This is a genomic window from Neorhizobium sp. P12A (assembly GCF_008365395.1).
In the GTDB taxonomy this organism is placed as follows: Bacteria; Pseudomonadota; Alphaproteobacteria; order Rhizobiales; family Rhizobiaceae; genus Rhizobium.
Window position 1 is genome coordinate 73549 of sequence record NZ_QOVX01000011.1, and the last position, 24191, is coordinate 97739.

24 protein-coding genes are annotated in these 24191 nt (G+C 61.2%); 9 read left to right on the top strand and 15 right to left on the bottom strand.

The features are described 5' to 3' along the window. Nucleotides 1-89 precede the first annotated feature (89 nt). On the top strand, nucleotides 90-1037 hold the full coding sequence (locus DTW90_RS24945; protein WP_149341708.1) for a LysR family transcriptional regulator: 948 nt from the start codon (nucleotides 90-92) through the stop codon (nucleotides 1035-1037). Between the two features lie 108 nt (nucleotides 1038-1145). After that, nucleotides 1146-2879 (top strand): MFS transporter, encoded by a 1734-nt coding sequence (locus DTW90_RS24950; RefSeq protein ID WP_210251431.1) that lies wholly within the window; start codon nucleotides 1146-1148, stop codon nucleotides 2877-2879. A 9-nt stretch (nucleotides 2880-2888) separates the two neighbouring features. Here the strand turns inward: DTW90_RS24950 and lpdA are convergent, their stop codons facing one another. The 7 genes from lpdA to DTW90_RS24985 form a co-directional block, all read right to left on the bottom strand. Continuing rightward, nucleotides 2889-4280, bottom strand: coding sequence for a dihydrolipoyl dehydrogenase (gene lpdA / locus DTW90_RS24955; protein WP_149341710.1), 1392 nt, complete (start codon nucleotides 4278-4280; stop codon nucleotides 2889-2891). Between the two features lie 5 nt (nucleotides 4281-4285). Next, nucleotides 4286-5575 carry a dihydrolipoamide acetyltransferase family protein gene (locus DTW90_RS24960; protein ID WP_149341712.1) on the bottom strand — a complete coding sequence of 430 codons (1290 nt, stop codon included), beginning with the start codon at nucleotides 5573-5575 and terminating at the stop codon, nucleotides 4286-4288. A gap of 1 nt (nucleotide 5576) precedes the next feature. Further along, nucleotides 5577-6590, bottom strand: a complete 1014-nt coding sequence (locus DTW90_RS24965) for an alpha-ketoacid dehydrogenase subunit beta (RefSeq protein WP_149341713.1) — start codon at nucleotides 6588-6590, stop codon at nucleotides 5577-5579. A 1-nt stretch (nucleotide 6591) separates the two neighbouring features. Beyond that, on the bottom strand, nucleotides 6592-7824 hold the full coding sequence (locus DTW90_RS24970) for a 3-methyl-2-oxobutanoate dehydrogenase (2-methylpropanoyl-transferring) subunit alpha (protein WP_149341715.1): 1233 nt from the start codon (nucleotides 7822-7824) through the stop codon (nucleotides 6592-6594). Nucleotides 7825-7884: 60 nt separating this feature from the next. After that, complete coding sequence (locus tag DTW90_RS24975) at nucleotides 7885-9012, bottom strand: acyl-CoA dehydrogenase family protein (RefSeq protein WP_149341717.1); 1128 nt, start codon at nucleotides 9010-9012, stop codon at nucleotides 7885-7887. 119 nt (nucleotides 9013-9131) lie between these two features. Continuing rightward, nucleotides 9132-9899, bottom strand: a complete 768-nt coding sequence (locus DTW90_RS24980; RefSeq protein ID WP_149341719.1) for an SDR family NAD(P)-dependent oxidoreductase — start codon at nucleotides 9897-9899, stop codon at nucleotides 9132-9134. A gap of 11 nt (nucleotides 9900-9910) precedes the next feature. Next, entirely contained in the window at nucleotides 9911-10975 is a 1065-nt protein-coding gene (locus DTW90_RS24985; RefSeq protein ID WP_188080033.1) for a Glu/Leu/Phe/Val dehydrogenase, read from the bottom strand. 173 nt (nucleotides 10976-11148) lie between these two features. Here DTW90_RS24985 and DTW90_RS24990 point away from each other — a divergent pair, with 173 nt between their 5' ends. Both DTW90_RS24990 and DTW90_RS24995 read left to right on the top strand, forming a co-directional pair. Beyond that, nucleotides 11149-11613 carry an Lrp/AsnC family transcriptional regulator gene (locus DTW90_RS24990; protein ID WP_149341723.1) on the top strand — a complete coding sequence of 155 codons (465 nt, stop codon included), beginning with the start codon at nucleotides 11149-11151 and terminating at the stop codon, nucleotides 11611-11613. A 156-nt stretch (nucleotides 11614-11769) separates the two neighbouring features. Beyond that, entirely contained in the window at nucleotides 11770-12693 is a 924-nt protein-coding gene (locus tag DTW90_RS24995; protein ID WP_149341725.1) for a helix-turn-helix domain-containing GNAT family N-acetyltransferase, read from the top strand. Between the two features lie 69 nt (nucleotides 12694-12762). On the opposite strand, the gene DTW90_RS25000 is transcribed toward DTW90_RS24995, so the two are convergent. From DTW90_RS25000 to DTW90_RS25030, 7 genes are all read right to left on the bottom strand, one after another. Then, nucleotides 12763-13557: a c-type cytochrome gene (locus DTW90_RS25000; RefSeq protein ID WP_149341727.1), complete on the bottom strand. Its 795-nt coding sequence runs from the start codon at nucleotides 13555-13557 to the stop codon at nucleotides 12763-12765. Beyond that, nucleotides 13554-15179 (bottom strand): b(o/a)3-type cytochrome-c oxidase subunit 1, encoded by a 1626-nt coding sequence (locus DTW90_RS25005; protein WP_149341729.1) that lies wholly within the window; start codon nucleotides 15177-15179, stop codon nucleotides 13554-13556. Before DTW90_RS25005 ends, DTW90_RS25000 begins: the two co-directional genes overlap by 4 nt. Next, nucleotides 15169-15720 (bottom strand): cytochrome C oxidase subunit II, encoded by a 552-nt coding sequence (locus DTW90_RS25010; protein WP_149341903.1) that lies wholly within the window; start codon nucleotides 15718-15720, stop codon nucleotides 15169-15171. Before DTW90_RS25010 ends, DTW90_RS25005 begins: the two co-directional genes overlap by 11 nt. Nucleotides 15721-15722: 2 nt before the next feature. Then, nucleotides 15723-15905, bottom strand: a complete 183-nt coding sequence (locus DTW90_RS25015; RefSeq protein ID WP_149341731.1) for a hypothetical protein — start codon at nucleotides 15903-15905, stop codon at nucleotides 15723-15725. 9 nt (nucleotides 15906-15914) lie between these two features. Next, nucleotides 15915-17186: a cytochrome c gene (locus DTW90_RS25020; protein WP_149341733.1), complete on the bottom strand. Its 1272-nt coding sequence runs from the start codon at nucleotides 17184-17186 to the stop codon at nucleotides 15915-15917. Next, entirely contained in the window at nucleotides 17183-17809 is a 627-nt protein-coding gene (locus tag DTW90_RS25025; protein ID WP_149341735.1) for a c-type cytochrome, read from the bottom strand. The genes DTW90_RS25020 and DTW90_RS25025 overlap by 4 nt, the downstream gene beginning before the upstream one ends. Nucleotides 17810-18204: 395 nt before the next feature. Next, entirely contained in the window at nucleotides 18205-18537 is a 333-nt protein-coding gene (locus DTW90_RS25030; RefSeq protein WP_149341737.1) for a hypothetical protein, read from the bottom strand. A gap of 143 nt (nucleotides 18538-18680) precedes the next feature. On the opposite strand from DTW90_RS25030, the gene DTW90_RS25035 reads away from it, so the two are divergent. Further along, on the top strand, nucleotides 18681-19493 hold the full coding sequence (locus tag DTW90_RS25035) for an MBL fold metallo-hydrolase (RefSeq protein WP_149341739.1): 813 nt from the start codon (nucleotides 18681-18683) through the stop codon (nucleotides 19491-19493). 34 nt (nucleotides 19494-19527) lie between these two features. Here DTW90_RS25035 and DTW90_RS25040 read toward each other — a convergent pair whose 3' ends face one another. Further along, entirely contained in the window at nucleotides 19528-20187 is a 660-nt protein-coding gene (locus DTW90_RS25040; RefSeq protein WP_246665028.1) for a TetR/AcrR family transcriptional regulator, read from the bottom strand. A gap of 69 nt (nucleotides 20188-20256) precedes the next feature. Here DTW90_RS25040 and DTW90_RS25045 point away from each other — a divergent pair, with 69 nt between their 5' ends. The 4 genes from DTW90_RS25045 to DTW90_RS25060 all read left to right on the top strand — a co-directional run bounded on the left by DTW90_RS25045 (nucleotide 20257) and on the right by DTW90_RS25060 (nucleotide 24145). Further along, entirely contained in the window at nucleotides 20257-21009 is a 753-nt protein-coding gene (locus tag DTW90_RS25045) for an SDR family oxidoreductase (protein WP_149341741.1), read from the top strand. A 218-nt stretch (nucleotides 21010-21227) separates the two neighbouring features. After that, on the top strand, nucleotides 21228-21869 hold the full coding sequence (locus DTW90_RS25050; protein WP_149341743.1) for a TetR family transcriptional regulator: 642 nt from the start codon (nucleotides 21228-21230) through the stop codon (nucleotides 21867-21869). Nucleotides 21870-21988: 119 nt separating this feature from the next. Continuing rightward, nucleotides 21989-22831: a metallophosphoesterase gene (locus tag DTW90_RS25055; protein ID WP_149341745.1), complete on the top strand. Its 843-nt coding sequence runs from the start codon at nucleotides 21989-21991 to the stop codon at nucleotides 22829-22831. Between the two features lie 18 nt (nucleotides 22832-22849). Further along, the gene (locus DTW90_RS25060; RefSeq protein ID WP_149341747.1) at nucleotides 22850-24145 is read left to right on the top strand and encodes an ABC transporter substrate-binding protein; all 1296 of its coding nucleotides are present in this window, start codon (nucleotides 22850-22852) and stop codon (nucleotides 24143-24145) included. The last annotated feature ends 46 nt before the right edge of the window (nucleotides 24146-24191 follow it).

Genomic DNA, 24191 nt, shown 5'->3' on the forward strand with positions numbered 1-24191 from the left:
GCGGGATGGATGTAAATCGAGAAAATAGATACTGATATGTTCTAATTATCAGAACATTCCGAGCTTCTTTTGCAAAGACCCGTTGACATATGAAGACGAGCAAGATCGCACCATCATCCATCGGCAACTCGTTGAGCGCCGCGCCAATTCGATATTTCTTCGAAGTGTCCCAAGCGGGATCGTTTCGCCAGGCGGCGGAAAAACTTGGGATCGCATCCTCCGCGGTGCACCGTCAGGTCGGCCTGCTGGAGGCCCAGTTGGGAACCGCCCTCCTCCAGCGCGGGCGGGGACGTGAAGGCGTGCGCCTGACGGCGGCAGGTGAGTTGCTGGTCTACCGGATATCTCGCGCGATGCGCGAGGTTTCCATCGGCATTTCTGAAATCGATGATCTTCGCAAGGTCCGGCGAGGCAAGGTGCGCGTTGGATCGCCAGACATGCTGGCGATCGACGCCATTGCCCCCTTCCTGCGGAAGTTTCTGGAAGACAATCCGAGGATTGAAGTGGACGTGCGGATCGCCGACAAGGCTGAACTTCTCGCCAATCACGAACGGTTGCAGTTTGATCTGCTTCTGTCCTTCAACACGCCGCAGCTGATCGGCCTGAAGGTCTTGGCGGAATTCAAGATGCAGAGTTACGCCGTCGTGCCTGCAGGCCATCCGATCAGCGCCAAGGACTTCACATCGCTCGCGGAATGCGCGCAGTTTCCGTTGGCGCTCATCAATGATCCGGCTGTCAAAGAAGGAATACTGACGCGCATGGAAGCCACTGCCGGCTTCAAACCGAGAGTGGTCGTCACGACAAATTCCTACGCGTTTATGCGAGAGGTTGTCGCTTCAGGATCTGCGATCTCGATTCAGGCCGCCTTCGAGGGTGAACTGAGGTACCGAAACCCCGAACTCGCCTACGTGCCCATCCGAGAGTCGCTCGGGCGCTTCAGCACATTGGGATGTCTTGTCCCGGTATCCCGCAGACTTTCTGCAGCGGCCGACCTGTTCATAGGCTCCATCACCGCATCCCTTGCTTCACGATTGGCATAACGGCGCCCCTATCGGTCCATTGCAGGCTTGCCTTTACGGGCGGTCTCTCCGTATAGAGATATTTACGAATCTATCCTCATATATCTTCATTCGATAGGGTTTCGCACCGTGGCCTTGCTCGCTTCACAATCGAAATCTGCCGCTGATGACAGTTACAAATGGGTTGCGCTCAGCAACACGACCCTTGGCATGCTCGCCGCCGCCATCAACAGCTCCATTCTGCTGATCAGCCTGCCGGCCGTTTTTCGCGGCATCGGCCTCAAGGCGCTGGATCCAGGCAACATCAACTATCTGCTTTGGGCGATCATCGGCTACATGATCTCGGTCGCGGTGCTCGTCGTCGCGTTCGGCCGGCTCGGCGACCAGTTCGGTCGCGTGAAGATGTATAACCTCGGCTTTGCCGTGTTCACGGCGGCCTCGATCACGCTCAGCCTGCTGCCGGGGCAAGGCGATTTCGCAGCCATGTACCTGATCGGCGTGCGCATCCTTCAAGGTGTCGGCGGCGCACTCATCATGGCCAATTCGACGGCTATCCTGACGGATGTATTTCCGGCGCATCAGCGTGGCCTGGCGCTCGGTATCAACGTGGTTGCGGCCATTGGCGGTCAATTCGTCGGCCTGTTGATCGGCGGCCTGCTTGCCGACAGCAACTGGCGGCTGGTCTTCTGGATCAACGTTCCCTTCGGCCTTGTCGGTACCATCTGGGCCTACTGGAAGCTGCGCGAAATACCCAACCGCGTCTCGCACAAGATCGACTGGACCGGCAACATCACCTTCGGTCTCGGTCTGATCCTCATTCTGACGGCCATCACATACGGCATCCAGCCCTATGGCGATCAGGTCATGGCGTGGCTCAGCCCGAAAGTGCTCTCCCTCTTTGGCCTCGGTCTTGTGTCGCTGCTGATCTTCATCGTAGCGGAACGGCGTATCGAAAAGCCGATGTTGGATTTCCGTCTCTTTCAGATTCCCGCCTTCGCTTATGGCAATATTGCCAACCTGACATCGGCGATCGCGCGCGGTGGACTGCAATTCATGCTGATCATCTGGCTGCAGGGCATCTGGCTGCCGCTGCATGGCTATTCCTTCGAAGAGACGCCTCTATGGTCGGCAATTTTCATGTTGCCGTTGACCGCCGGCTTCCTGCTTGGTGGTCCCATAGCGGGCTATTTCTCGGATCGCATCGGCGGCCTGCCGTTTGCGATCGGCGGCATGCTGCTTGGCGCGGCAAGCTTCGTCGCGCTGATGGTCCTGCCTTCCGATTTTTCCTATCTCCTGTTTGCCGCGCTGTTGTTTGCCAACGGTCTCGGATCAGGCCTGTTTGTCGCGCCGAATGCGACACAGATCATGAATTCCGTGCCAAGACGCGAACGCGGTCAGGCCTCCGGCATGCGGGCGACAACGACCAATGCCGGCCAGGTCCTGTCGATCGGTCTCTTTTTCAGCCTGATGCTCGCCGGATTGGCACAGGAACTGCCGCAATCGATGGAAGCGGGCCTGCTTGCGCAGCATGTCCCGGCGGACATCGCCCACCAGGTTGCGGCGACGCCGCCGGTTGCGAGCCTGTTTGCCGCCTTCCTCGGCTATAACCCGATGGGCGAACTCATCCCTGCCTCTGTTCTGCAGTCTCTGCCCGCCGACAGCGTCGCCGTGCTGACTGGAAAATCCTTCTTCCCGGCCCTTATGTCGGCGCCGTTCAAGCAGGGCCTGTTCTACGCCTTCTCCTTTTCGGCGCTTCTCTACGTCATTGCAGCGCTTTGCTCCTGGCGTGGCGGATCGGAGACGGCGGATGAAACAGCAGAGCTGGAGCTCGACCGGGAAGGGAAGGCATCGGCGGCCGAGTAGCCATCGCGCTCAGGAATGAAGCGCGTGTCCAAGCGCCTTCATCGCCGCCTCCTGGAAGGCTTCGCTCCGTGTCGGATGGGCGTGAATGGTGCCGGCAATGTCCTCCAGCCGCGCACCCATCTCGATGGCGTCGGCGAATGATGCGGACAGTTCCGAGACGCCCGTCCCGACTGCCTGAATGCCGAGGATCAAGTGATTGTCGGCGCGGCAGACCACCCTGACGAAGCCGTCCTCCGCCTGCATGGTCATGGCGCGGCCGTTGGCGTGGAAAGGGAATTGTCCCTGCTTGATCTCCAGGCCCTGGGCCCGGGCCTCCTGCGGAGACAAGCCAGCTGACACAATTTCCGGATCGGTAAAGCAGACGTTTGGTATGCAGCGGACCTCCCAGCGCCGGCGGAGACCTGCAATGATCTCGGCAACCATGGCGCCCTGCGCCATCGCCCGGTGCGCGAGCATGGGCTCGCCGGTGACGTCTCCGACCGCGTAGATGCCCCGCATCGAGGTCCGGCATTGCTCGTCAATTCGAATGGCGCGGCCGTTCATCTCAAGATCGAGTTCCTCAAGTCCCCAGCCTTCGAGACGCGCCCGCCGACCGACGGTCACAAGGACCTTGTCGGCGTCAATGATCTCTTCCGCGCCCTGCCGCTCGATGACAAGGGCGTTGCGATCCTTCGCCATGCTCCTTGCCTTCGCATCGACGACAATCCGAACGCCGAGCTTTTCCAATCGTTCGGCAAGAGGCTTGGTGAGCTCCGCGTCATATTGTGGCAGAATTTTTTGGGTCGCCTCGACGATCGTCACACGGCTCCCGAGCTTGGCAAAGGCGGTGCCAAGTTCAAGGCCGATATAGCCGCCGCCCACGACAGCCAGGTGCCTCGGCACCTCCGAAAGCGACAGGGCCTCGGTGGAGGAGATGACGTTGCCGCCGAACGGCAGCCCGGGAAGCTCGAGCGGCACGGAGCCGGTGGCGATCACCACTGTTGCCGCGTGGATGATCTGCAAGCCGGTTTCCGTTTCGACCTCGACGGTCTTGCCGTCGCGGAAACGGGCATGGCCGTTGACGATCTTCACTTTCGCCTTTCTCAGGAGGCCCTGAACGCCACTGTTCAGCCGGCCAACGATCCCGTTCTTCCAGGTGATGGCGGCGGCGAGATCGATATGAGGCCTTTCCACTCGTATGCCGAGAGGCGTCCCGTTGGAATAGGCAGAGATCTTGTCGAACTCTTCGGCGACGTGGATCAGCGCTTTCGACGGGATGCAGCCGACATTGAGGCAGGTGCCGCCGGCCTTCGCCTCCTCGACGATGACCGTGTCGACGCCGAGCTGGCCCGCACGGATGGCGCAGACATAGCCCCCCGGCCCGGCGCCGACGACAAGCAGCTTGCAATTGATTTCATTCATCAAGGTCAACCTTCCAGGAAGATCATGGCGGGGGTCTCCAGCAGCGCCTTGACGCGTTGGATAAAGATCGCTGCGTCCCAGCCGTCGACGACGCGGTGATCAAAGCTCGACGAGAGGTTCATGCATTTGCGGGGCACGAACTGGCTGCCGTCCCAGACCGGCTTCACGAGCAGCTTGTTGACGCCGATGATGGCGACCTCGGGATGATTGATGATCGGCGTCGACACCAGGCCACCGAGAGCGCCGAGTGAACTGATCGTGATGGTGGACCCTGTCAGCATGTCCCTGGTCGCAGAGCCGTCACGCGCCGCCTGTGCCACGCTGGCCAACTCGTCGGCGCAATCGCGCAATCCGCGCGCCTCGACATGCCGCACGACCGGCACCATCAAACCGGCGGCGGTTTGCGTCGCTATTCCGATATGGACGGCTTCGTGCCGCATCACCACACCGCGTTCATCGTCGAAGAGCGCGTTGACGACGGGATGGTCCTCGACCGCGCGTGCGATCGCCTTCATGAGAAACGGCAGGACGGTCAATTTTGCATTGGCAGTCTTGTTCTCCCGGTTGAGCGTTGAGCGTAGTTCCTCAAGCGCCGTCATGTCGATTTCCTCGACATAGGTGATGTGCGGGATGCGGCTTGCCGACACCGCCATCTTCTCCGAAATGCGTCGGCGCAAACCCGTGATCTTGACCTCCGTCACGCCGGATTTTCTCGCCGGCTGCATCTGCCCGGAGGCCGGCGCGTGGTCGGCCTGCAAATGGCGGTCGAGATCCTCATGGGAAATTCGCCCCGCCGGCCCGGTGCCCCTGATCTGACGAAGGTCGACGCCCGCCTCCAGCGCGCGACGCCGCACCGCCGGCGACGCCAATGGACGCGTGACGCTCCCGGCGGGAGGCCGGCGTTCGACCGGCTCGGCCTCGCGGACCTGCGGGCGTGGCGCGGGTTCGGGTGCCGGATGAATATCGGCGTCAGCGGATGCGACCGGGCCGTTCGTCGACAGTTCGGCTCGCGCATCGCTGTCATTCGTTTCGGCAGCTGGTTCCGCCGTCGCAGTGCCGGCGACCTCGATCTTGAGCAACGGCGCCTTGACGGCAATCTTGTCGCCGATATCGCCCGCGAGCCAAGTGACGCTTCCGGTGACGGGCGACGGTATCTCGACGGTCGCCTTGTCGGTCATGACGGCGGCGACGATCGCATCCTCGCGCACGATGTCGCCGAGCTTGACCGACCACTCCACCAGTTCGGCTTCGGCGACGCCCTCTCCCACATCCGGCATCTTCACGACAAATTCCATCTCAGGCCTCCAGCACTTCGTGAAGGGCACGGCCAACCCTGTCCGGGCCGGGGAAATAATCCCATTCCTGCGCGTGTGGATATGGCGTATCCCACCCGGCGACACGGACGATCGGCGCTTCCAGGCTGTAAAAGCAATGTTCCTGCACGAGGGCTGCGATTTCCGCACCGAAACCCGAGGTCAGCGTCGCCTCGTGCACGATGACGCAGCGGCCGGTTTTGGCAACCGACGCCACGATGGTTTCCAGATCGAGCGGCAGCAGGCTTCTGAGATCGATCACCTCCGCATCGATGCCGGCATCTTCTGCGGCCGCCAGCGTCACATGCACCATGGTGCCGTAGGCAATCACGGTCACTGCCGAGCCCGTCCGTCGAACTTCCGCCTTCCCGATCGGGATCTTGTAATGCCCTTCCGGCACTTCCCCGAGATCATGCTTCGACCAGGGCGTGACCGGCCGATCGTGATGGCCGTCGAAGGGGCCGTTATAAAGCCGTTTCGGCTCCAGGAACATGACGGGATCCGGATCCTCGATCGCCGCAATCAACAGGCCCTTTGCGTCAAAAGGGTTGGAGGGCACGATCACCTTCAGCCCGCAGACATGGGTGAAAAGCGCCTCCGGGCTCTGGCTGTGCGTCTGCCCGCCAAAGATGCCGCCGCCGGTCGGCATACGCACCACGATCGGACAGGTGAAGTCACCATTGGAGCGATAGCGTATGCGCGCCGCCTCCTGCGTGATCTGGTCATAGGCCGGGTACATGTAGTCGGCGAACTGAATTTCCACGCAGGGCTTCAATCCATAAGCTGCCATGCCGATTGCCGTGCCGAGGATGCCGGATTCGTTGATCGGCGTGTCGAAGCAGCGCGTCTTGCCATACTTCGCCTGCAAACCCTGGGTGCAGCGAAAGACGCCGCCGAAATAGCCGACATCTTCGCCGAAGACCACCACACCGTCATCACGCTCCATCGAGACGTCCATGGCGCTGCGCACGGCCTCGATCATCGTCATCCGGGCCATATCAATACCCCGCCTTCTGGCGTTGACGACGAATATGCGACGGCATTTCCGCATAAACGCCCTCGAAGATGTCGCGCACTGACGGCTTGCCGCCATCATGCAGCGTGCCATGCGCCTCAGCCTGCCGCTGCGCTTCGATCACCTCGTCCATGATTTCGGCCTCGGCCTGCGTGTGGCGCTCTTCCGACCATGCGCCCCGCACAATCAGATGCTTCTTCAGCCGCAGTACGGGATCACCGAGCGGCCAGGCTTCCGATTCCGTCTTTGGCCGGTAGGCACTCGGATCGTCCGACGTGGAATGAGCGCCGACCCGGTAGGTGACATATTCAATCAGCGTCGGCCCGAGATTGCGGCGGGCCCGTTCCGCCGCCCAGCGGGCGACCGCATGGACGGCGAGATAATCGTTGCCGTCGACGCGCAAGGCCGGAATGCCAAAACCAAGGCCACGGGCGGCAAAGGTCCCGGAACCGCCGCGGGCGATCCCCTGGAAGGTCGAGATTGCCCACTGGTTGTTGACGATATTGAGGATGACTGGCGCCCTGTAGGTCGAGGCGAAGACCAGTGCTGAATGGAAGTCCGATTCCGCCGTCGAGCCATCGCCGATCCAGGCAGCGGCAATCCGGCTGTCGTTCTTGATCGCCGACGCCATGGCCCAGCCGACGGCCTGGACATATTGCGTGGCGAGGTTGCCGGAAATCGTGAAGAAGCCATGCTCCTTGGAGGAATACATGATCGGCAATTGCCGGCCATGGAGCGGGTCGCTCTCGTTCGAATAGATCTGGTTCATCATCTCGACCATCGGATAATCGTCGGCGATCAGAAGACCGGCCTGCCGATAGGTCGGGAAATTCATGTCGCCCTTGGCAAGTGCCTTGCGGAAGGCGCAGCTGACCGCCTCTTCGCCGAGATGCTGCATGTAGAACGAGGTCTTTCCCTGCCGCTGCGCCATCAGCATGCGGGCATCGAAAGCGCGCAGCTTCATCATGTTGCGAAGCCCCGTCAGCAATTCCTCGTCGGTCAGCGAGCCTGCCCAGGGGCCGACCGCTTCGCCGTCGCGGTTCAGCACGCGAATGATCGAATAGGCGAGCTCGCGAATGTCTTCAGACGCGACATCGACCTCCGGCCGCGGCACGGAACCTGCCTTTGCGATCCTGACGTTGGAAAAATCGGGCTGGCCGCCGGGGCGGACGGCGGGTTCGGGGACATGCAGGCTCAGGCGAACTGGTTCCACCATCTGGTCTTTTTTCCTCCCTTGGTCGGCGCTGCCCCTCTCCTCCAGGAACAGGCCTCGTTCTTACAGGTTGCGGGCAATCACCATGCGCTGCACGTCACTTGTGCCCTCATAGATCTGGCAGATGCGCACATCGCGATAGATGCGCTCTACGGGATAATCGGCCATGTAGCCGTAACCCCCATGGATCTGGATCGCGTCGGAACAGACCTTTTCGGCCATTTCAGAGGCAAAGAGCTTCGCCATCGACGCCTCGGAAAGGCAGGGCAGCCCGGCCTCCCTGAGCGATGCCGCGTGCAGCACCAACTGCCGCGCCGCTTCGATGCGGGTTGCCATATCGGAGAGCCGGAAGGCGACGGCCTGATGCTCGATGATCGGCTTGCCGAATGCACGTCGATCCCGGGCATAGTCCCGCGCCGCCTCAAAAGCGGATCTCGCCATGCCGACGGCCTGCGCAGCGATCCCGATGCGGCCGCCTTCGAGATTGGCAAGTGCGATGCGATATCCCTCTCCCTCCTCGCCAAGCCTCAGGTCCGCGGAAATGCGCATGCCGTCAAAGGCGATCTGGCAGGTATCGGACGAATGCAGTCCGAGCTTTTCCTCCACACGGATCACCTCGTAGCCGGGCGTATCCGTCGGCACGATGAAGGCGGTGATCCCCTTCTTGCCGGCATCGGGATCCGTGACGGCAAAGACGATAATGACATGCCCGTTCTTGCCCGAGGTGATGAACTGCTTGGCGCCGTCGAGCACGTAGTGATCGCCATCGCGCCGCGCCCGCGTCTTCAAATTCGACGCATCCGAACCGGCCTGCGGCTCCGTCAGGGCAAAGCCGCCGATCCACTCGCCGCCCGCAAGCTTCGGCAGGAATCGTTGCCGCTGTTCCTCGTCCCCGAATTTCAGGATCGGCACGCAGCCGACAGAACTGTGGACGCTCATGATGGTGGAGCAAGGTCCATCGCCGGCGGCGATTTCCTCGAGTGCTGCGGCATAGGCGATGACGCCGGTATCCGATCCGCCATAGGCCTCAGGCACGAGCATGCCGAGAAGCCCCAGTTCTCCCATCTCCTTCAATTCTTCACGCGGAAAGAGATGCTCCCGATCGCGCTTGGCTGCCCCCGGTGCCAGCCTCTCCCGGGCAAAGTCGCGGGCAACATCGCGGATCTGCTGCTGGAGTTCAGAAAGGATCATCTGCTCCTCTTTTCCCTATTGACGCTCGATCGCGCCGGCACTGGCTTTGCCGCCGCCAATCGGCGGGGGGACTATGCCAACGATGACGACGGGATCGATTGCGGACATCGGATATTTCCTCAACGCGGGCTCATGCGAAGAGCACCGTCCAGACGGATCACCTCGCCGTTGATCATATTGTTCTCCATCACGTGCTCGACCAGTGCGGCAAATTCCTCCGGCCGTCCGAGGCGCTGGGGAAACGGCACGCTTTGACCGAGCTTGGCCTGCAGCTCCGGCGGCATGCCGGCAATCATCGGCGTCTCGAACAATCCCGGCGCGATCGCCACGACCCGGATGCCGATCGCCGCGAATTCCCGCGCGATCGGCAGTGTCATGGCCGCCACACCACCTTTCGATGCCGCATAGGCCGCCTGGCCGATCTGTCCTTCAAAGGCGGCGATCGAGGCGGTGTTGACGATCACGCCGCGACATCCGTCTTCGTCCGGCTCGGCTCTCGCGATCGCCTCGGCCGCCAATCGTAACATATTGAAGGTGCCGACCAGATTGATGGAAATCGTTCGGTTAAAGCTCTCCAGCCCGTGCGGGCCGCTGCGGCCGAGGACCTTTTCGCCCGGAGCGATCCCGGCACAGTTGACGAGTGCTTCCAGCCCGCCAAAAGCTTCCGTCGCCAGCGTGACCGCCTTGGCGCAATCGTCCTCGCGCGTCACGTCGCAGCGTTGGAAGCGAGCCTGCGGACCGATGGCGTCGGCAATGGCGGCGCCACGGTCCGCGTCGAGGTCGACAAGGACAAGTCTTGCGCCGCGGGCAGCCAGCCGACGGGCCGTGGCCGCACCCAATCCGGATCCGCCGCCGGTGACGATCACACGCTTGCCTTCGATATCCATGACCCCTCTCCTCAGCCCGCTGCGATCTGGGCGCTTTGCGCCCTGGAAAGTAAAATCTCCCGTGCCATCAGGTCGGCTGCGACATTGGCGGGAATGCGCATTTCCTCTGCGCGATCGAGGACATGGAGCAGGCGCTCGCCGATCTCCTCGACCTTACGCCCGACCATGGCCGGCGTCTCGTTCAAATATTCACCAGCAACGTTGATGACGCCGCCGGCATTGACGATGTAGTCGGGGGCGTAAAGGATGCCGCGCTCCATCAGAAGGCTGCCATCCCTGTCGGTGGCAAGCTGGTTGTTGGCTGCACCGACCACGGCGCGCGCCCGGATTTGCGGGATGGTGTTCTCGTTGAGAACCGCGCCCAGAGCGCAAGGCGCAAAGATGTCGACATCCGCCGCATGGATCGAAACTGCGGGCATGGCCTTGGCGCGAAAATGCCGCTCGGCATGCGTCAATGCCGCCGGATTGATGTCGGCGACCATGAGTTCGACGCCCTCGTCGAACAGCAATTGACAAAGGCTCATGCCGACATGACCGAGACCCTGGACGGCGACCGACAGCGTGCCAAGCGGCTTGCCGATCCTGGCTGCGACCGCCGAGATCGACGAAAACACGCCCCTGGCGGTCCAGGGCGACGGATCGCCTCCGGCCAATCCCTCCGCCGATGGCACGCCGAAGACATAAGGGGTTTTCCGGCGCACACGTTGCATGTCGGTAACCGCGGTGCCGACATCCTCGGCGGCCAGGTAACGGCCGCCCAGTGCGTCTACTGCCTCGGCGAAGGCATCGAAATATCCGGCCCTGTCGGCCTCCTGTTCGGGTCGCAGGAGCACCGACTTTCCGCCGCCGAGCGGCAGTCCCGCCATGGCGTTCTTGTAACTCATTCCGCGCGACAGCCTGCGGGCATCGAGCAGCGCGTCGTCGAACCGCTCGTAGCGCCACATGCGGCAACCGCCAAGTGCTGGACCGAGCGTCAGCGAATCGATGACGATCGCTCCGATCCGCCCGAAGCGTCCGTGTTCAACGTAAGCGATCCTCTGGTCGCGCCAATCGGATGGGACCTGGGCGTCCATCATCATTGCCTCCTCCGCAATCGGCCGCCCGCCAGCGGCCGTATATGTCTGTCTGTTTCCTCCCGAAACGACGTGTTAGAGTAACAACTGGAGAGGGGCCGAAATGGAGTGAATTGCACCGACAAAACGGTCTTTTCGCCGACAAAATGTTCTAAATCGGGGGGAAATCGCTACGAATGTTACACACGACCGACCTCGACGTATTTGATCAGAAAATCATCAGTGAATTGACCGCCAATGGCAGGCTGAGCTGGAGGGATCTGGCCGAGAAAATAGGCCTGTCGCTGTCTCCGACGATCCGGCGGGTCAGGCGGCTGGAGCAGAGCGGTATCATCCGGGGATATTATGCAGCGGTCGACCAAAGCCGCCTGCAGGGCGCAATCGGGGTCTTCATCCATGTCGCGCTGGAGCACCAGGTCCGGGAAGCGCTGGCGCTGTTTGAGCGCAGCGTCGAAGGAATTGCCGAAATCGTCGGCGGCTATCAGATTACCGGCTCATCCGACTATCTGATCCACGCAATGGTCCGTGACCTTCCTCATTATCAGAAGCTCCTCGACAGCCTGACCTCGGTCGAGGGCGTTTCCAAGATCCAGTCGAATTTCGTGGTCAAGACCTTCGTACACCGGCCGTTGCCGGGCTGAAACGTGCGTTGCGATGAAGGCGATGTTTCATCCGGCTGCGCAGACCATGATGGAGACGCCGAAGCAGGAACAACCTGCGTTTTCGGATCGCGGAAAATATCTTGTTGATTCAGTCAACGATCTGTATGGTTGACTGAATCAACGGATGATCGAGTCATGGATCAGAATAGAGACAATCAGATAGCGGCCCTTCGGGCCTTCAACCGCGCCTACACAGCCAAAACCGGCTTGCTGAACTCCCATCTCGACCAGAGCCCGTTCAGCTTGAGCGAGGCCCGCGTTCTTTACGAAATCGCCCATCGAACCGATCCTACGGCTGCAGAAATCGGGCGGGCTCTCGGCCTTGATCGTGCGCAGATCAGCAGAACGCTCAAACGCTTCGCGCAACGTGGCCTTGTGGAGACGCGGGACGATCCGTCCGATGCGCGAAACCTGATCATCTCGCTGACCTCCGACGGGCGAGAGGCGTTCGCCGCACTTGAGGGCAACACGCGGGCAGCCATTGGTGCGTTGCTCGATGGTTTCCCCCCAATCCGTCGCGCCCGCCTCCTTCAAGCAGCGCGTACAATCAACAAAATCGTGGAGGCCGACGACGCGCCGGCACTGATTTTGCGAGACCCGGAGCCGGGTGACCTTGGCTATATCCTCTACCGCCAGTCAGCACTTTATGCGAAGGAGTACGGCTGGAACGGCGAGTACGAAGTCCTGGTCACGAAGATCCTGGCACAGTTCCATCAGACGTTCGATCCCACGATGGAAGCGGCATGGGTGGCGGAGCTCGATGGACAGATCGTCGGCTCAATTTTCCTCGTAAAGGGAGACACCGAAGGCGCCGCCAAACTTCGGCTTCTCTACGTCGAACCGGACGCGCGTGGTTCGGGCGTAGCAAGCAAGCTTGTCGAGGCGTGCATCCGGCGGGCGCGGGACGCGGGATACACGCGCCTCGATCTCTGGACGAACTCGGTTTTGACGGCAGCCCGCAGGATCTATGAGCGTGCGGGGTTTAAGCTTGTCGACGAAGCCCCGCATCATTCGTTCGGGAAGGACCTGGTTGGACAGACCTTTTCCCTCAATCTTTGACGTCCTGTTTATGGGGAGACCCCTCGGGAAGACAGCGAAGTGGCTGTCGGCGATCTTAGCCTTGCCGCCTCACAAACCTTCAGGCTTTTGCGAAGCATAATACTTCGCCGCTTCCGCGATTTCGTCCTTTGACATGCGGCGGGCAATGTTGCGCATCTGCTGGCTCGTATCGTTGGTCCGCGCCCCTTCAGAAAACGCATTGAGCTGCGATATGATATAGGCCTCGGGTTGTCCGCCCAGCCATGGGCTTCCGGGCTTGTTCTCGATGGAACCGTGGCACGATCCGCAAGGCGCAATGCCGCGCATCGGCGCACCGAAGCTGACGATGGCCGGGATAGTCGATGCTGTTGCCCGGTCTAGCGGTACGGTCGGGAGATAGGCGTAGTAGGCGGCGAGATCGTTGATGTCCTGGTCGGAGAGATTTGCGGCAAACGGGCTCATGATCGCGTTGGAACGCGCCCCGCTCTTGAAGTCATGAAGCTGCTTGTAGATGACCGCGGCGTATTGGCCGGCAAGGTTCGGCGAATCCGCGCGGCTTACGCCGGTCGGGCCATGGCAGATCGCGCATTGAAGGGCAAGCGTCGCGCCACGGCCGATCGCATCCGCCTGAGATTTTCCCATCCGGCTCAGGGCGACCTGCGAGATCTTGAAGGTCGGCTCGACAGGATCGGCGCTGGAGGAACGTCTGGGAAGACCGGCTGCGCTGCAGATGGAATCCCATAGCGACGCGAAGCGATCAGGCCCCTCGATGTTCGGGAACACGACAAAACCGAAAAGGCCCGCCGCCAGGAAGATAACTGCCGTTATCCCGACGCTGATCGAGGTCCAGCCGTGCCCGGTCACTTCGCCCTTCCCGTCGCTCATCGTCTGTCTCCGACATAGAATGCGGGCACGGATGTGTCGCTTCGGATCGCAAGCTGCATGATCGGGAACCCATAATTGGTCAGCGTCAAGCCGATCATCAACGCGATCCAGAGGGCATGACCATTCAGCGCCGCGGGCACGCGGGTGACGGCATGTACCGCCTGGCTGAACGAGTAAGGCTTGAGCTCAAGGCGGCCTTCGAAATGGGAGCGCAGGAGAATGAACAGGAACAGCAATCCGGAGACCAGGAGTATGACGCCGCCGATCACGGACATCACGACAGGCACCGCCTCGTCGGCAAGCCCCGGATTGGTGTAGTCATAAAATGCCATACGTCTCGGCATTCCCAGAATTCCGACGTAGTGCCAGGGAAAGGTCGTGACGATCATGCCGATGAACCAGAGCCAAAGCTGAAGCCGGATGAGCGACATGCTGGCTATCGCCCGTCCGGTCAAATGGGGCCAGAGGTCGTAGGCGATGACGAAATACATGATGACGATGGCGCCGCCGAAGATCAGATGGAAATGGCCGGTGATCCATTGCGTATTGTGGATCGAGGCATCGAGCTGGTAGCTCATGTTGATGAGACCGCCGGCACCGCCGAAGCCCAGCATGATGAAGGAAAAGGCGATCGCCAGCATTGCCGGGTTGCGCCAGGGCAATGTCGCAAGCCACCCGAATGCGCCCCGGCCGCCTCTGAGCCGCCCGGCGATCTCCACGGACGCGCAGATGGTAAAGACCGTCAGCAAGGTCGGAAGTGCCACGACCGCGGTGAATGCCGAATGGATGAACTTGAAGCCCGCCCCGACCTCCGGGTCCGAGAACGTGTGGTGAATACCGATCGGCATGGCGACGACAAGAAAGAGCGCAAAGGATATGCGCGCCATGGTATCGCTGAAGAGCCTGCCGCCGATTGCCCGGGGAACGATCGTATAATAGGCGATATAGGTGGGCATCAGCCAGAAATAGACGATGGCGTGAAGCGTCCACGAAAAGAAGATACGTGCAAGGCCCGCATCGATGGTCGAGCGCCATCCGAGAGCGACGGGGAGGATCTGTAGCAGGATTTCCAGGGCAGCCCCGACGGCGGTCCAGCCCCAGAGATAAGAACCCGCGACATTCGCGTACATCGCAAGCGGCACGGCGCTGCCGGGGTTGCGCCGCTTCCAGGCGATCAGATTGACCGCCATCAAAGCGACCCAGATCCACGAGCCCACGACGACCATGACGACGCCGATGTAGTAGAACGGATTGCCGATCAGCGGCGGATAGAAGGTATAGAGGACGGAGGACAGTCCCAGCGACACGGGAACCATCGCAGCAACCGCCCCGACGACGACCAGCCAGAACCCGGCCCATGCCCAGCGTCTGCCGATGAGATCCATCTTCAGGGATGTTTCCGTTATCGCGTATCCGAACGCCATGGCAACAAGGGTCGGGAAGACATAGCCCATCACCGTGCCATGTGCGGTGACCGATCGGTAGTACCATTCAGGGTTTCCGATCCAGGGCGCCAGCGGACTGCGGGCGAACATCTGCCAGGCGCCGAGAACGAGCGCCAGCCCGAACACGCCGAAGGCCACCCAGAAATGCGCGAGTATGAGGCGGCGGCTATTCAACACAGGACAATCTCCTGTTTTTGGATGCCATGTCGAGGAACTGCTGCTTTTCGATCACCTTGACCTTGCCCCACATGCCCTCATGCCCGACGCTGCAGAATTCCTGGCATGGCATGAGGTGCTCGCCGGGTTCGCTGAAACGAGCCGACTGCACCGCGACATAGCCAGGCACCAGCATCGCATTTATGTTGGTTTGCTGGACCAGCAGGCCATGGACCACATCGGCGCTGGTCGCCCGGATCGTGATCGGCGTGTCTGCAGGAACCAGGATGCATTCCGGCGTGAAGGAATATTGCTGGCCGACGGCCCTGACGGTCACCGAGCCGTCCGGTTCAAGCGCGCTGCCAAGATTGCTTTCGATGAACTCGCCGGACATGTGCAGCGTGGTCGGATTGACGATCTCCACGCTCGCCTGCGGCATCGTCACCTGACGGATTCCGCCGTAAGCCGCCATTCCGGTGAGGAACACGATGATGAGGACGCTCACCGCGGCCCATCGCCGTTCGACCCTTGCAGTGGCGTCTTCGCCGCCGGTTTCGTGCATGCTCACTGGAGCGCCCCCCGCGGCAGGAACACCAAGGCATAGAAGAGCAGCCAGACGCCAACGACGACGGCTGTCGCGATCCCCGCGATCGTGATGGCGCCGATCGGACCGCTGCGGACGATTGCGTCGACCTGCTCTTGCTGCGACATGGACGCGGTCGCGCTGCTGGGTTCTGGTTCGATCATTTTATCCCCTCACTGCAATGGAGCCGAACGAAGCCCGTTGGCATCCGCGGCACTGACGGGCGTGCCCTGGTTGCCCCACGATGTCCGGATGTAACTGACGACCGCCGCGACCTCGTCATCCGATAGCGAGACGCTGAAGGGCGGCATTCCATAAGGCATCGGATTTCCCTGTGTCCCCGGTGGGTAACCGCCGTTCAGGACCATGCGGATCGCGTTGACCGCCGATTCCATCTGGATCGACTGGTTGCCCGCCAGAGGCGGATAATTCGGCGGCTTTCCTTCCCCGTTCGCCCCGTGACAGCTCGCGCACTGCCGGTCGTAGACGCTCTTGCCCAGGCTGAGAAGCAGGCTGCTTTCCGCATGCGAAATGCGCGAGCGCGGTGGTTCCGGCGAGTCCTGCGCGATGCTCTTCAGATAGACGGCCATCGCCTTGGTATCCTCATCGCTGAGGTATTGAAGGCTGTTGTAGACCACGTCGGCCATCGGGCCGTAGACCGCGCCGCGCGCAGACACACCCTTCTTCAGAAGGTCGGTAATGTCCTCGATGCTCCAGTTGCCGAGGCCCGCTTCCTTGTTCGAGGTCAGGGAGGGTGCATACCAATTCTGCATCGGAATGAGGCCGCCCTTGAACGCATCGGCCTGCGAATTGCCGCCGAGCGCATTGATGGGCGTATGGCACATGCCGCAATGGCCAAGACCCTCGACAAGATATGCGCCGCGGTTCCATTCCTCGGACTTCGCAGGGTCCGGCTTGAAATCGCCTTCCGTGAAAAAGAGGGTGCGCCAGCCGAGTATCAGAGATCTGTTGTTGTAGGGGAAATCGAGGTCGTGTGGCCGGTCCTTTGCGGCGACGGGCGTGATCGTCTGCAGGTAAGCGAAGATTGCGTCGCTGTCTTCGCGGGACACCTTGGTATAGGAGGCAAAGGGCATGGCCGGATAGAGAAGGCCGCCGTCGGGAAAACGACCCTGGTGCATCGTCTTGTAAAAGTCGTCTGCGGTCCAGCGTCCGATCCCGTATTGCGCGTCGGGCGTAATATTCGAGGTATAGATCACCCCGAAAGGCGTGGGCATTGCCCTGCCCCCGGCAAAGACCTCGCCCTCGGGCGCGGTGTGACAGGCAATGCAGTCCCCGGCCCGCGCCAGATATTCACCCTTGGCGACGACGGCCGGGTCGGGTTTCGTGGCAGCCGCGTCCTGCGCATTGACGCGAATATCCGGGGCAAATACAGCGATTGCCCCTACCCCGACTGCGAAAACAAGATGTCGAACCACGCGGCTCATCGTGCCACCTCCTGCGGTTGACTTCCACAGGTGAAGGGAAGAGCAAAACTCCCCGCGGCGGATGGCGAGGGGTTCGCAGGCAACGGTCGTCCTGACAGCCAGGCCGCCACCGCCCTCACGTCGTCCTCGGTCAGATGGCCGGCGACGACCTGCATGCAATCGGGCGCGATGGCGGTGCGCGTACCATATCGCCAGCCGCCGAGCTGGGCGCTGACATAGGCGGCTTTCAATCCAAGCAATCCGGGAATTCCAGGCTCCTGTCCCGTAAGCGAGAGGCCATGACAGCTGACACAGGCCGGCACGCCGTGATCGGGATCGCCGCCGGTGACGAGCTGTTCGCCGCGCTGCAGAACCGCGGGACTGACGGTTGCGGCTGAAGACGTGTCAGGCAAGGGTGGTCGCTGCTCGGCAAAATGCTCGGCGATCTGCCTGAGATACGAGTCCGGCAGGAACTGAAGCAGGTAGTTCATCGGCGGATAGCGCCGGCGTCCGCTCTTGAAGGCGGCGAGCTGGTTATAGAGATAACCCGCTGGCTTTCCGGCGAGGCGCGGAAAATAGGGATCTTTTGTGCCTTCCCCGCTCGCGCCATGACATGGAGCACAGGCAAGGACTCGACCGCCCATATCGACGGCATCCTCGGCCTGAGCTCCAATGCCCAGGCAGATAAAGAGGCAGGTGAAAATAAGCGCGCGCCGATACAACCGATCCCCCCGGATACAGATAATGATCGAACCGTACGAGCGGTGCGCACGGTGCCTGCCGTTACATGACGCTCATGCGCCATCCTTGCCGGGGTGTCTTGAACAAAACGAGCATCGATTTGCTGCGGGTCAGGTGACGTGTGAGCCGTCTTGCACATCACAGCCTGGTTTCGGTTCATAAGGCAGCCAACCATTGATGATCCGACCGCGATGGCTTCAACATTCTGTCACAATAACTCGCTAATAGACCGCGTCCCAAACTATCCTCGACCGCTATGCGATATTTGATCGTCGTTTTTTGTTTTCTTCTCCTTGGTTCACTCCTGCAGGAAGAATTTTCCGGTGGCGCATCCCGCCCGGGCGCCGCATGGAAGCTGGAAAATGACGACCCGACGGGTGCCGCCGGACACGTCCTGGCTTCGGCAAAGATGCCAGGATGTGATCAGTTTCGGATCGCTGACCGCAACAGGACCGGAAGCCTCGTCAAGGTGCGGTGCGCAGACGGCCATGGCCATCTCATCAGGTTCGGAGACCCGTCTACCGTCGATGGCAAAGCGGTTGCCCTTGACTGACGATTTGCCTGCAAATGCAGGTGGCTCGCCTTGCCGACTCCCCTCGCCGAAATTCGCCAGCGCATGAACATGCCTCAATCCACCACCACAACCATGGTCGAGCCTGTGGCGAAAATTTGTACTGGGCCGAGGCGGCGCTGTGTGACATGACGGGAGCAGATTGCGCCCGGAACCGCGAAGCGAAGGGATGTACGCCAATCTTTTCGGGAGCAAGACCGACTATGACGATCTTCTGTTGCCGCGCCTGCGGAACGTCCTTCCCACCGGCCGAGGCCCCTCCTCTTGAGTGCCCGATCTGCCGGGACGCTCGACAGTATGTCCCGGCGGCCGGTCAGTCCTGGGTTTCGATCGAGGAGCTTGCCCAAACACACCGCAATGCCTGGCAGCGGCATGAGAACGGCTTGTTCAGCATCCAGACGGTCCCGGCTTTTGCGATCAACCAGCGGGCACTGTTATTGCAGACACCCTCCGGAAACCTTCTTTGGGACTGTATCGGCCTTTTGGACGAGGCAACCGAGGCCCTCATTCGCGGTCTCGGAGGATTAAGCGCAATCGCCATATCCCACCCGCATTACTATACGACAATGCAGGACTGGGCTTCCGCTTTCGAGGCACCGATCTACCTTCATTCTGCCGATCGCGAATGGATCGCTCGTTCCTCTCCCTGGATAAGGCATTGGGACGGCGAGACGCTTGCACTCAATCCGTTCGTCAATCTGATCCGCGCCGGTGGCCATTTTCCCGGCGGCACCGTCCTTCACTGGAACGATGCCGAAGACGGAAAGGGCGTTCTGCTCGTCGGCGACATCCTGCAGGTGACGCCGGGTGCGCACCAGGTTTCCTTCATGTGGAGCTATCCCAATATGCTGCCGCTCAGCGCTGCCGAGGTCCGGGCCGTGGCCAGAAACGTGTCGTCCTGGTCGTTCGAGCGAATATATGGCGCCTTTGTCGGCCAGAATATCCAAGAAGGCGCCGACGAAATCGTCGCGAGGTCGGCGCGGCAATATATCGACCGGCTCGGCGCCGGCCTGTAATCGCGCTTGCGATCCTTGTCGCTGGCGAGAGACCCTAGCCCCGCACTTCCATATCTTTGCCTTCGGTGGCCATCTTGTCGCTAGCGGGCCAACCCAAAAGCGCCAATTCCGCTGACATGCGGAGTTCGGCTTCGGACATTCCCTCCGCAGCCTGCACGGCAAGGCCGTTGAACACCATCTGAAGGTAGCGGGCAAGGGCGGCAGGGTCGGCAGAGAGCGGAAGATCGCCCGAGGCCTGAGCGCGCTCAAGCCGTTCGGTCAGCAACTCCCTGGTCACGCTCCGCTGGCTCCAGACCGCGAGCGGGACATCCTCGTTTCCCACACCTGCCGAAAGTGCGGATTGGATCAACAGGCAGCCGCGCGGCTCGTGTGGATCGACCAGCCATTCGATTGCGCCGAACAGCATTCTCTCGGCCACCTCGCGAGCGCTTGGAGCGTTCAGGACGGAGTCCCTGTGGGCAGCGCGGCGCTCGCGGTATCGATTGAGGACCGCATCAAAGAGAGCGCGCTTGCATCCGAACGCGCCGTAGATGCTCGGCGAATTCAACCCCATGGCCTTGGTGAGTTCCGCCATCGAGGCGCCCTCGTAACCGTACCGCCAGAAGACTTCCATCGCACGGTCGAGCACGACCTTTTCGTCAAACACACGGGGTCTCGCCATTTCGATCGCCTTCATATCAATTGTATCGATCATTACATAATTCGCTTGCGCCGTCTACCGGACCGTGATTACATAACGATCATCACAAAACGGAGAAGGCATATGGGTACGTCCCTTAAAGGTAAAGTGGCTGTCATTACGGGCGGTGGCGAAGGCATCGGCCTGTCGTCGGCACGGCGCATGGTCGAAGAGGGCGCTTCGGTGTTTATCGTCGGTCGTCGCCAACCCATCCTTAACGCCGCTGTCGCAAGCATTGGCGGCGACATCGTCGGGATCGCGGCTGACGTTTCGAAGATCGCCGATCTCGAACGTGTTTACGAGACTGTCCGGGCCTCCAAGGGCAGGATCGACATCCTGCTCGCCAACGCAGGCGTTCAAACCCGCGAAGCGCTTGGGTCTATTACGGAAGAGGGAATCGACAGCCAGATCGCCATCAATTTCAAGGGCGTCATCTTCACGGTGCAGCTCGCTCTGCCGCTGCTCGTCGACGGTGCTTCCATCATTCTTACCGGATCGGCGACCGGCGTAAAGGGTATTCCGAACCGGACAGTGTATTCCGCGACGAAGGCCGCGATCCGCAGCTTCGCCCGCACCTGGGCGAATGAGTTGAAGGGACGCCGCATCCGCGTCAACACCTTGAGCCCCGGCCCGATCCTGACGCCTCTGCTGGAGCAGACTTTCACCGATCCAAAGATCAAGGAAGCCTATATGTCGACGGTGGTCGCCGCAGTTCCGCTTGGACGCGCAGGCCAGTCCGATGAAATGGGCGAGATTGCTGCCTTCCTTGCCTCCGATGCTGCCAGCTACATCAATGGTGCCGACATTCAGGCGGATGGCGGGTTCGCGCAGGTTTAACGCGCGCGCCGTATAGGCCGGATTTGCAGGATAAACTGCCAATCTCTCCGCAAAGCCCGTGAACCGTTAAGCCGCGGGCACCGAGACATCGGCTCGCGCAAAGCTGAACCGCATATGTGGAGCTGTCTCCGGTTGACCGACCCCGGGGCAGATCTTGGCCATCGCTGTCACGCGCGTGACAAGGAAGGTCTCTACCTTGGCCCCGTCGAGGTGAGGTCATGCACGGCCGGGTCAATATCACAGCCATTAGATTGATGGATGCCTGCGAGCATCTTCTTTGTCTGGCCGAAACTCTTGAAGAATTGACCGCCCGCCGCATCGCCACCGAGGCGGACACAACACCCTCGGCCATTGCCTATCATTTCGGTTCGCAACAGGCATTGATTGCTGCCGTTGCCGAGAGGGTCTATTTGCGACTGAACACCGAACGTCTCAACCTGCTGCGCAAGGCGACCGACCGCAAGGCGCCCGATCCGCCGGATCTCGGCGAAGTGGTCGCCGCGCTGGTTGGTCCGTCCATCCGCTGGAGCCTCGATCCCAAGTCCAGCTATCCGGTGCTGTCGCATTTCACGTCGATGGTCAAAGCCCATCGCGACGATGCGCCGTATTATCGACGCATCATCGAGAACGTCGAACATCACCGCGCCTTCGTGCTGCAGTTCCAGCGCATCGCACCATGGCTGAGCGAGGTCGAAATCGGCTGGCGCGTGAATTGCGCGCTCGGCATTCGCTCGCAAGTGACCCGCAACCGGTCGCGCACCGAGATTCTCACGAACCATCAGATGAACCTCGACGATCCCGAACTGGTGATTGCCAGCATGGTAGAGGTCATAACGCCGATGTTCCGGCAACCGGCCTGAGAGTGCTCTCGCTCTGGCTTCGCAGGTTGCGTTTCGAACGGCATTCGAATTCCGTCACGACCGGGCAATCAACCCGATCTAACCATGCTCGCGAACAACCCGCTATCACGGAGAAGCCGGTGCCTCGCGAAACCACATTCATCCATCTCACCGACCTCCATATCGGAACTGCCGACGACGACCATCTGCATAGCGATACAACGGAGACGCTGCACCAGGTGCTCGATCTGGTGTCGACAGTCACGCCCAAGCCGCAGTTCGTCATCGCGAGCGGCGATCTCACCAATCGCGGCGATGCTGAAAGCTTCCGCCGGCTGAAGGAGATCATGGATGCGAAGCTCGACGTGCCTGTCATCTATGCGCTCGGCAATCACGACACGCGCCCTGGCTTCTACGAGGGCATGGGCGTCGAGACCACCGACCCGAATGCGCCCTATGACCACGACACGGTCCTCGACGGCATCCACATCATCACCATCGACTCCTCGACGCCCGGCCTGATCGGTGGGACAATCGATCCCGAACAATTCGAATGGCTGGCCGCGGCGCTCGATCGCAATCCCGGTCTGCCGAAGCTGATCGTCGTCCATCACCCGCCGGCGCTCGGCGAGGCCGCCGATGCGACGCACTGGCGGACGATCCATTTCCCACAGTCGGAGCGCTTTCGCGAGCTTCTCAAGGGCCGCAACATCATCGGCATTCTCAGTGGCCATATCCATCATGACCGCGTCTCGGTATGGCACGGTATCCCGGTTGTCGTCGGCACGGGGCAGCATGCGGCCACCGACATTCTGCGCACCGATATCCTGCGCATGGTCCGCGGCGCCTCCTTCGGGATCGGCACGATCCGGCCCTCGGGCTTGACGATGGCCTTCGTGCCGCTGCCCTCCGACCGCGCCGAACTCAACACCTATCCACTCGAAATGCTGCTGGCGCGGGCAATGCCCGTCACTGCCGCCTAAATCTCCCGGAGCTCTTGCATGTTTCGCAGAACATTCTTCAAGGCCGCGGCGATGCTTGCCGCAACGTCGATGCTGCCCTTCCCGGCCTTCGCCGCGATGCCGGCCACGGTCGACAAGCCGGTGACGATCACCTTTTACAATTACAACCTTGCCTCGGCGAGTGCCGGCGCTGACGCCACCAAGGAACTGCTGGCGGCCTTCGAGAAGAAATTCCCCAATATCAAGGTCGAGACCGTCGCCGTTCCCTCGAACGAGGTCATGTCCCGCGTGCAGGCGGACATCGTCGCCGGCAAGCAGCCAGACGTTGCCCAGCTCGTCTTTCGCGATCTGATCTATATCTCGACCGATCTCGGTGCCAATGCGCTGGAGGATATGGTCGATCCGGCCGAGCTGAAGGATCACCTTGCCGGCATGATCCCGCAGGGTCTCGAACTCGGCAAGGTGGACGGCAAGACCTACGGCCTCGCCTATACCTTCTCGACGCCGATCATGTTTTACAATGCCGACCTCTTCAAGCAGGCCGGGCTGGACCCGAACAATCCGCCGAAGACCTGGGATGACGTCAATGCCGACGGCAAGGCGATCAAGGAAAAGACCGGCAAGAACGGCTTCTTCCCCGGCGCCTATGGCCCGGTTGACGGCACTTTCGTCTATCAGTCGATCGTCATGTCGAACGGTGGCAACGTTCGCAACGGCAACACGCTGACTTTCGCCGACCAGAACGCAGCCGACGCCGTGAAAATGCTTCGCGGCATGGTCGATAGCGGTGCGCACGCCAACATTGATCCGGCGAGCGCCTCGGATACGTTCGCAGCCGGCAATATGGGCATGTTCCTCTATACGAGCGCACTCTTAAGCAGCGTCAAGAAATCGGCAGCGGGCAAGTTCGAACTACGCCTGGCGCCGATGCCTTCCTTCGGCAACAAGCCGACGGCGCCGACCAATTCCGGCAGCGCCCTCTTCGTCTTCAGCAAGGATCCGCTGAAGCAGCGCGCTTCCTACGAACTGCTGAAATTTTTGACCAGCAAGGAAGCCTATACGGTCATCACCACCAAGATCGGTTATCTGCCGCTGCGGCTCGATATCGTCGATGATGCGAATTACCTCGGCCCCTGGGTCAAGGAGAACCCGATGTTCCGCTCCAATCTCGAGCAGTTGAACCGGCTCACGCCCAATGTTGCCTTCCCGGGCCCGAACTATCGTCAGGTCGAGAAGATGATGATGGACGCGGTGCGTGAAGCCGTCTTCGGCAAGGGCGACCCGGTCGCAACACTGAAGGCGGCGCAGGACGATGCGCAGAGCCTGATGCCGTAAGTGCGCCGGGGAAGTGCGAGGCGAGAGGCGGCTCGCCTCGCACTTG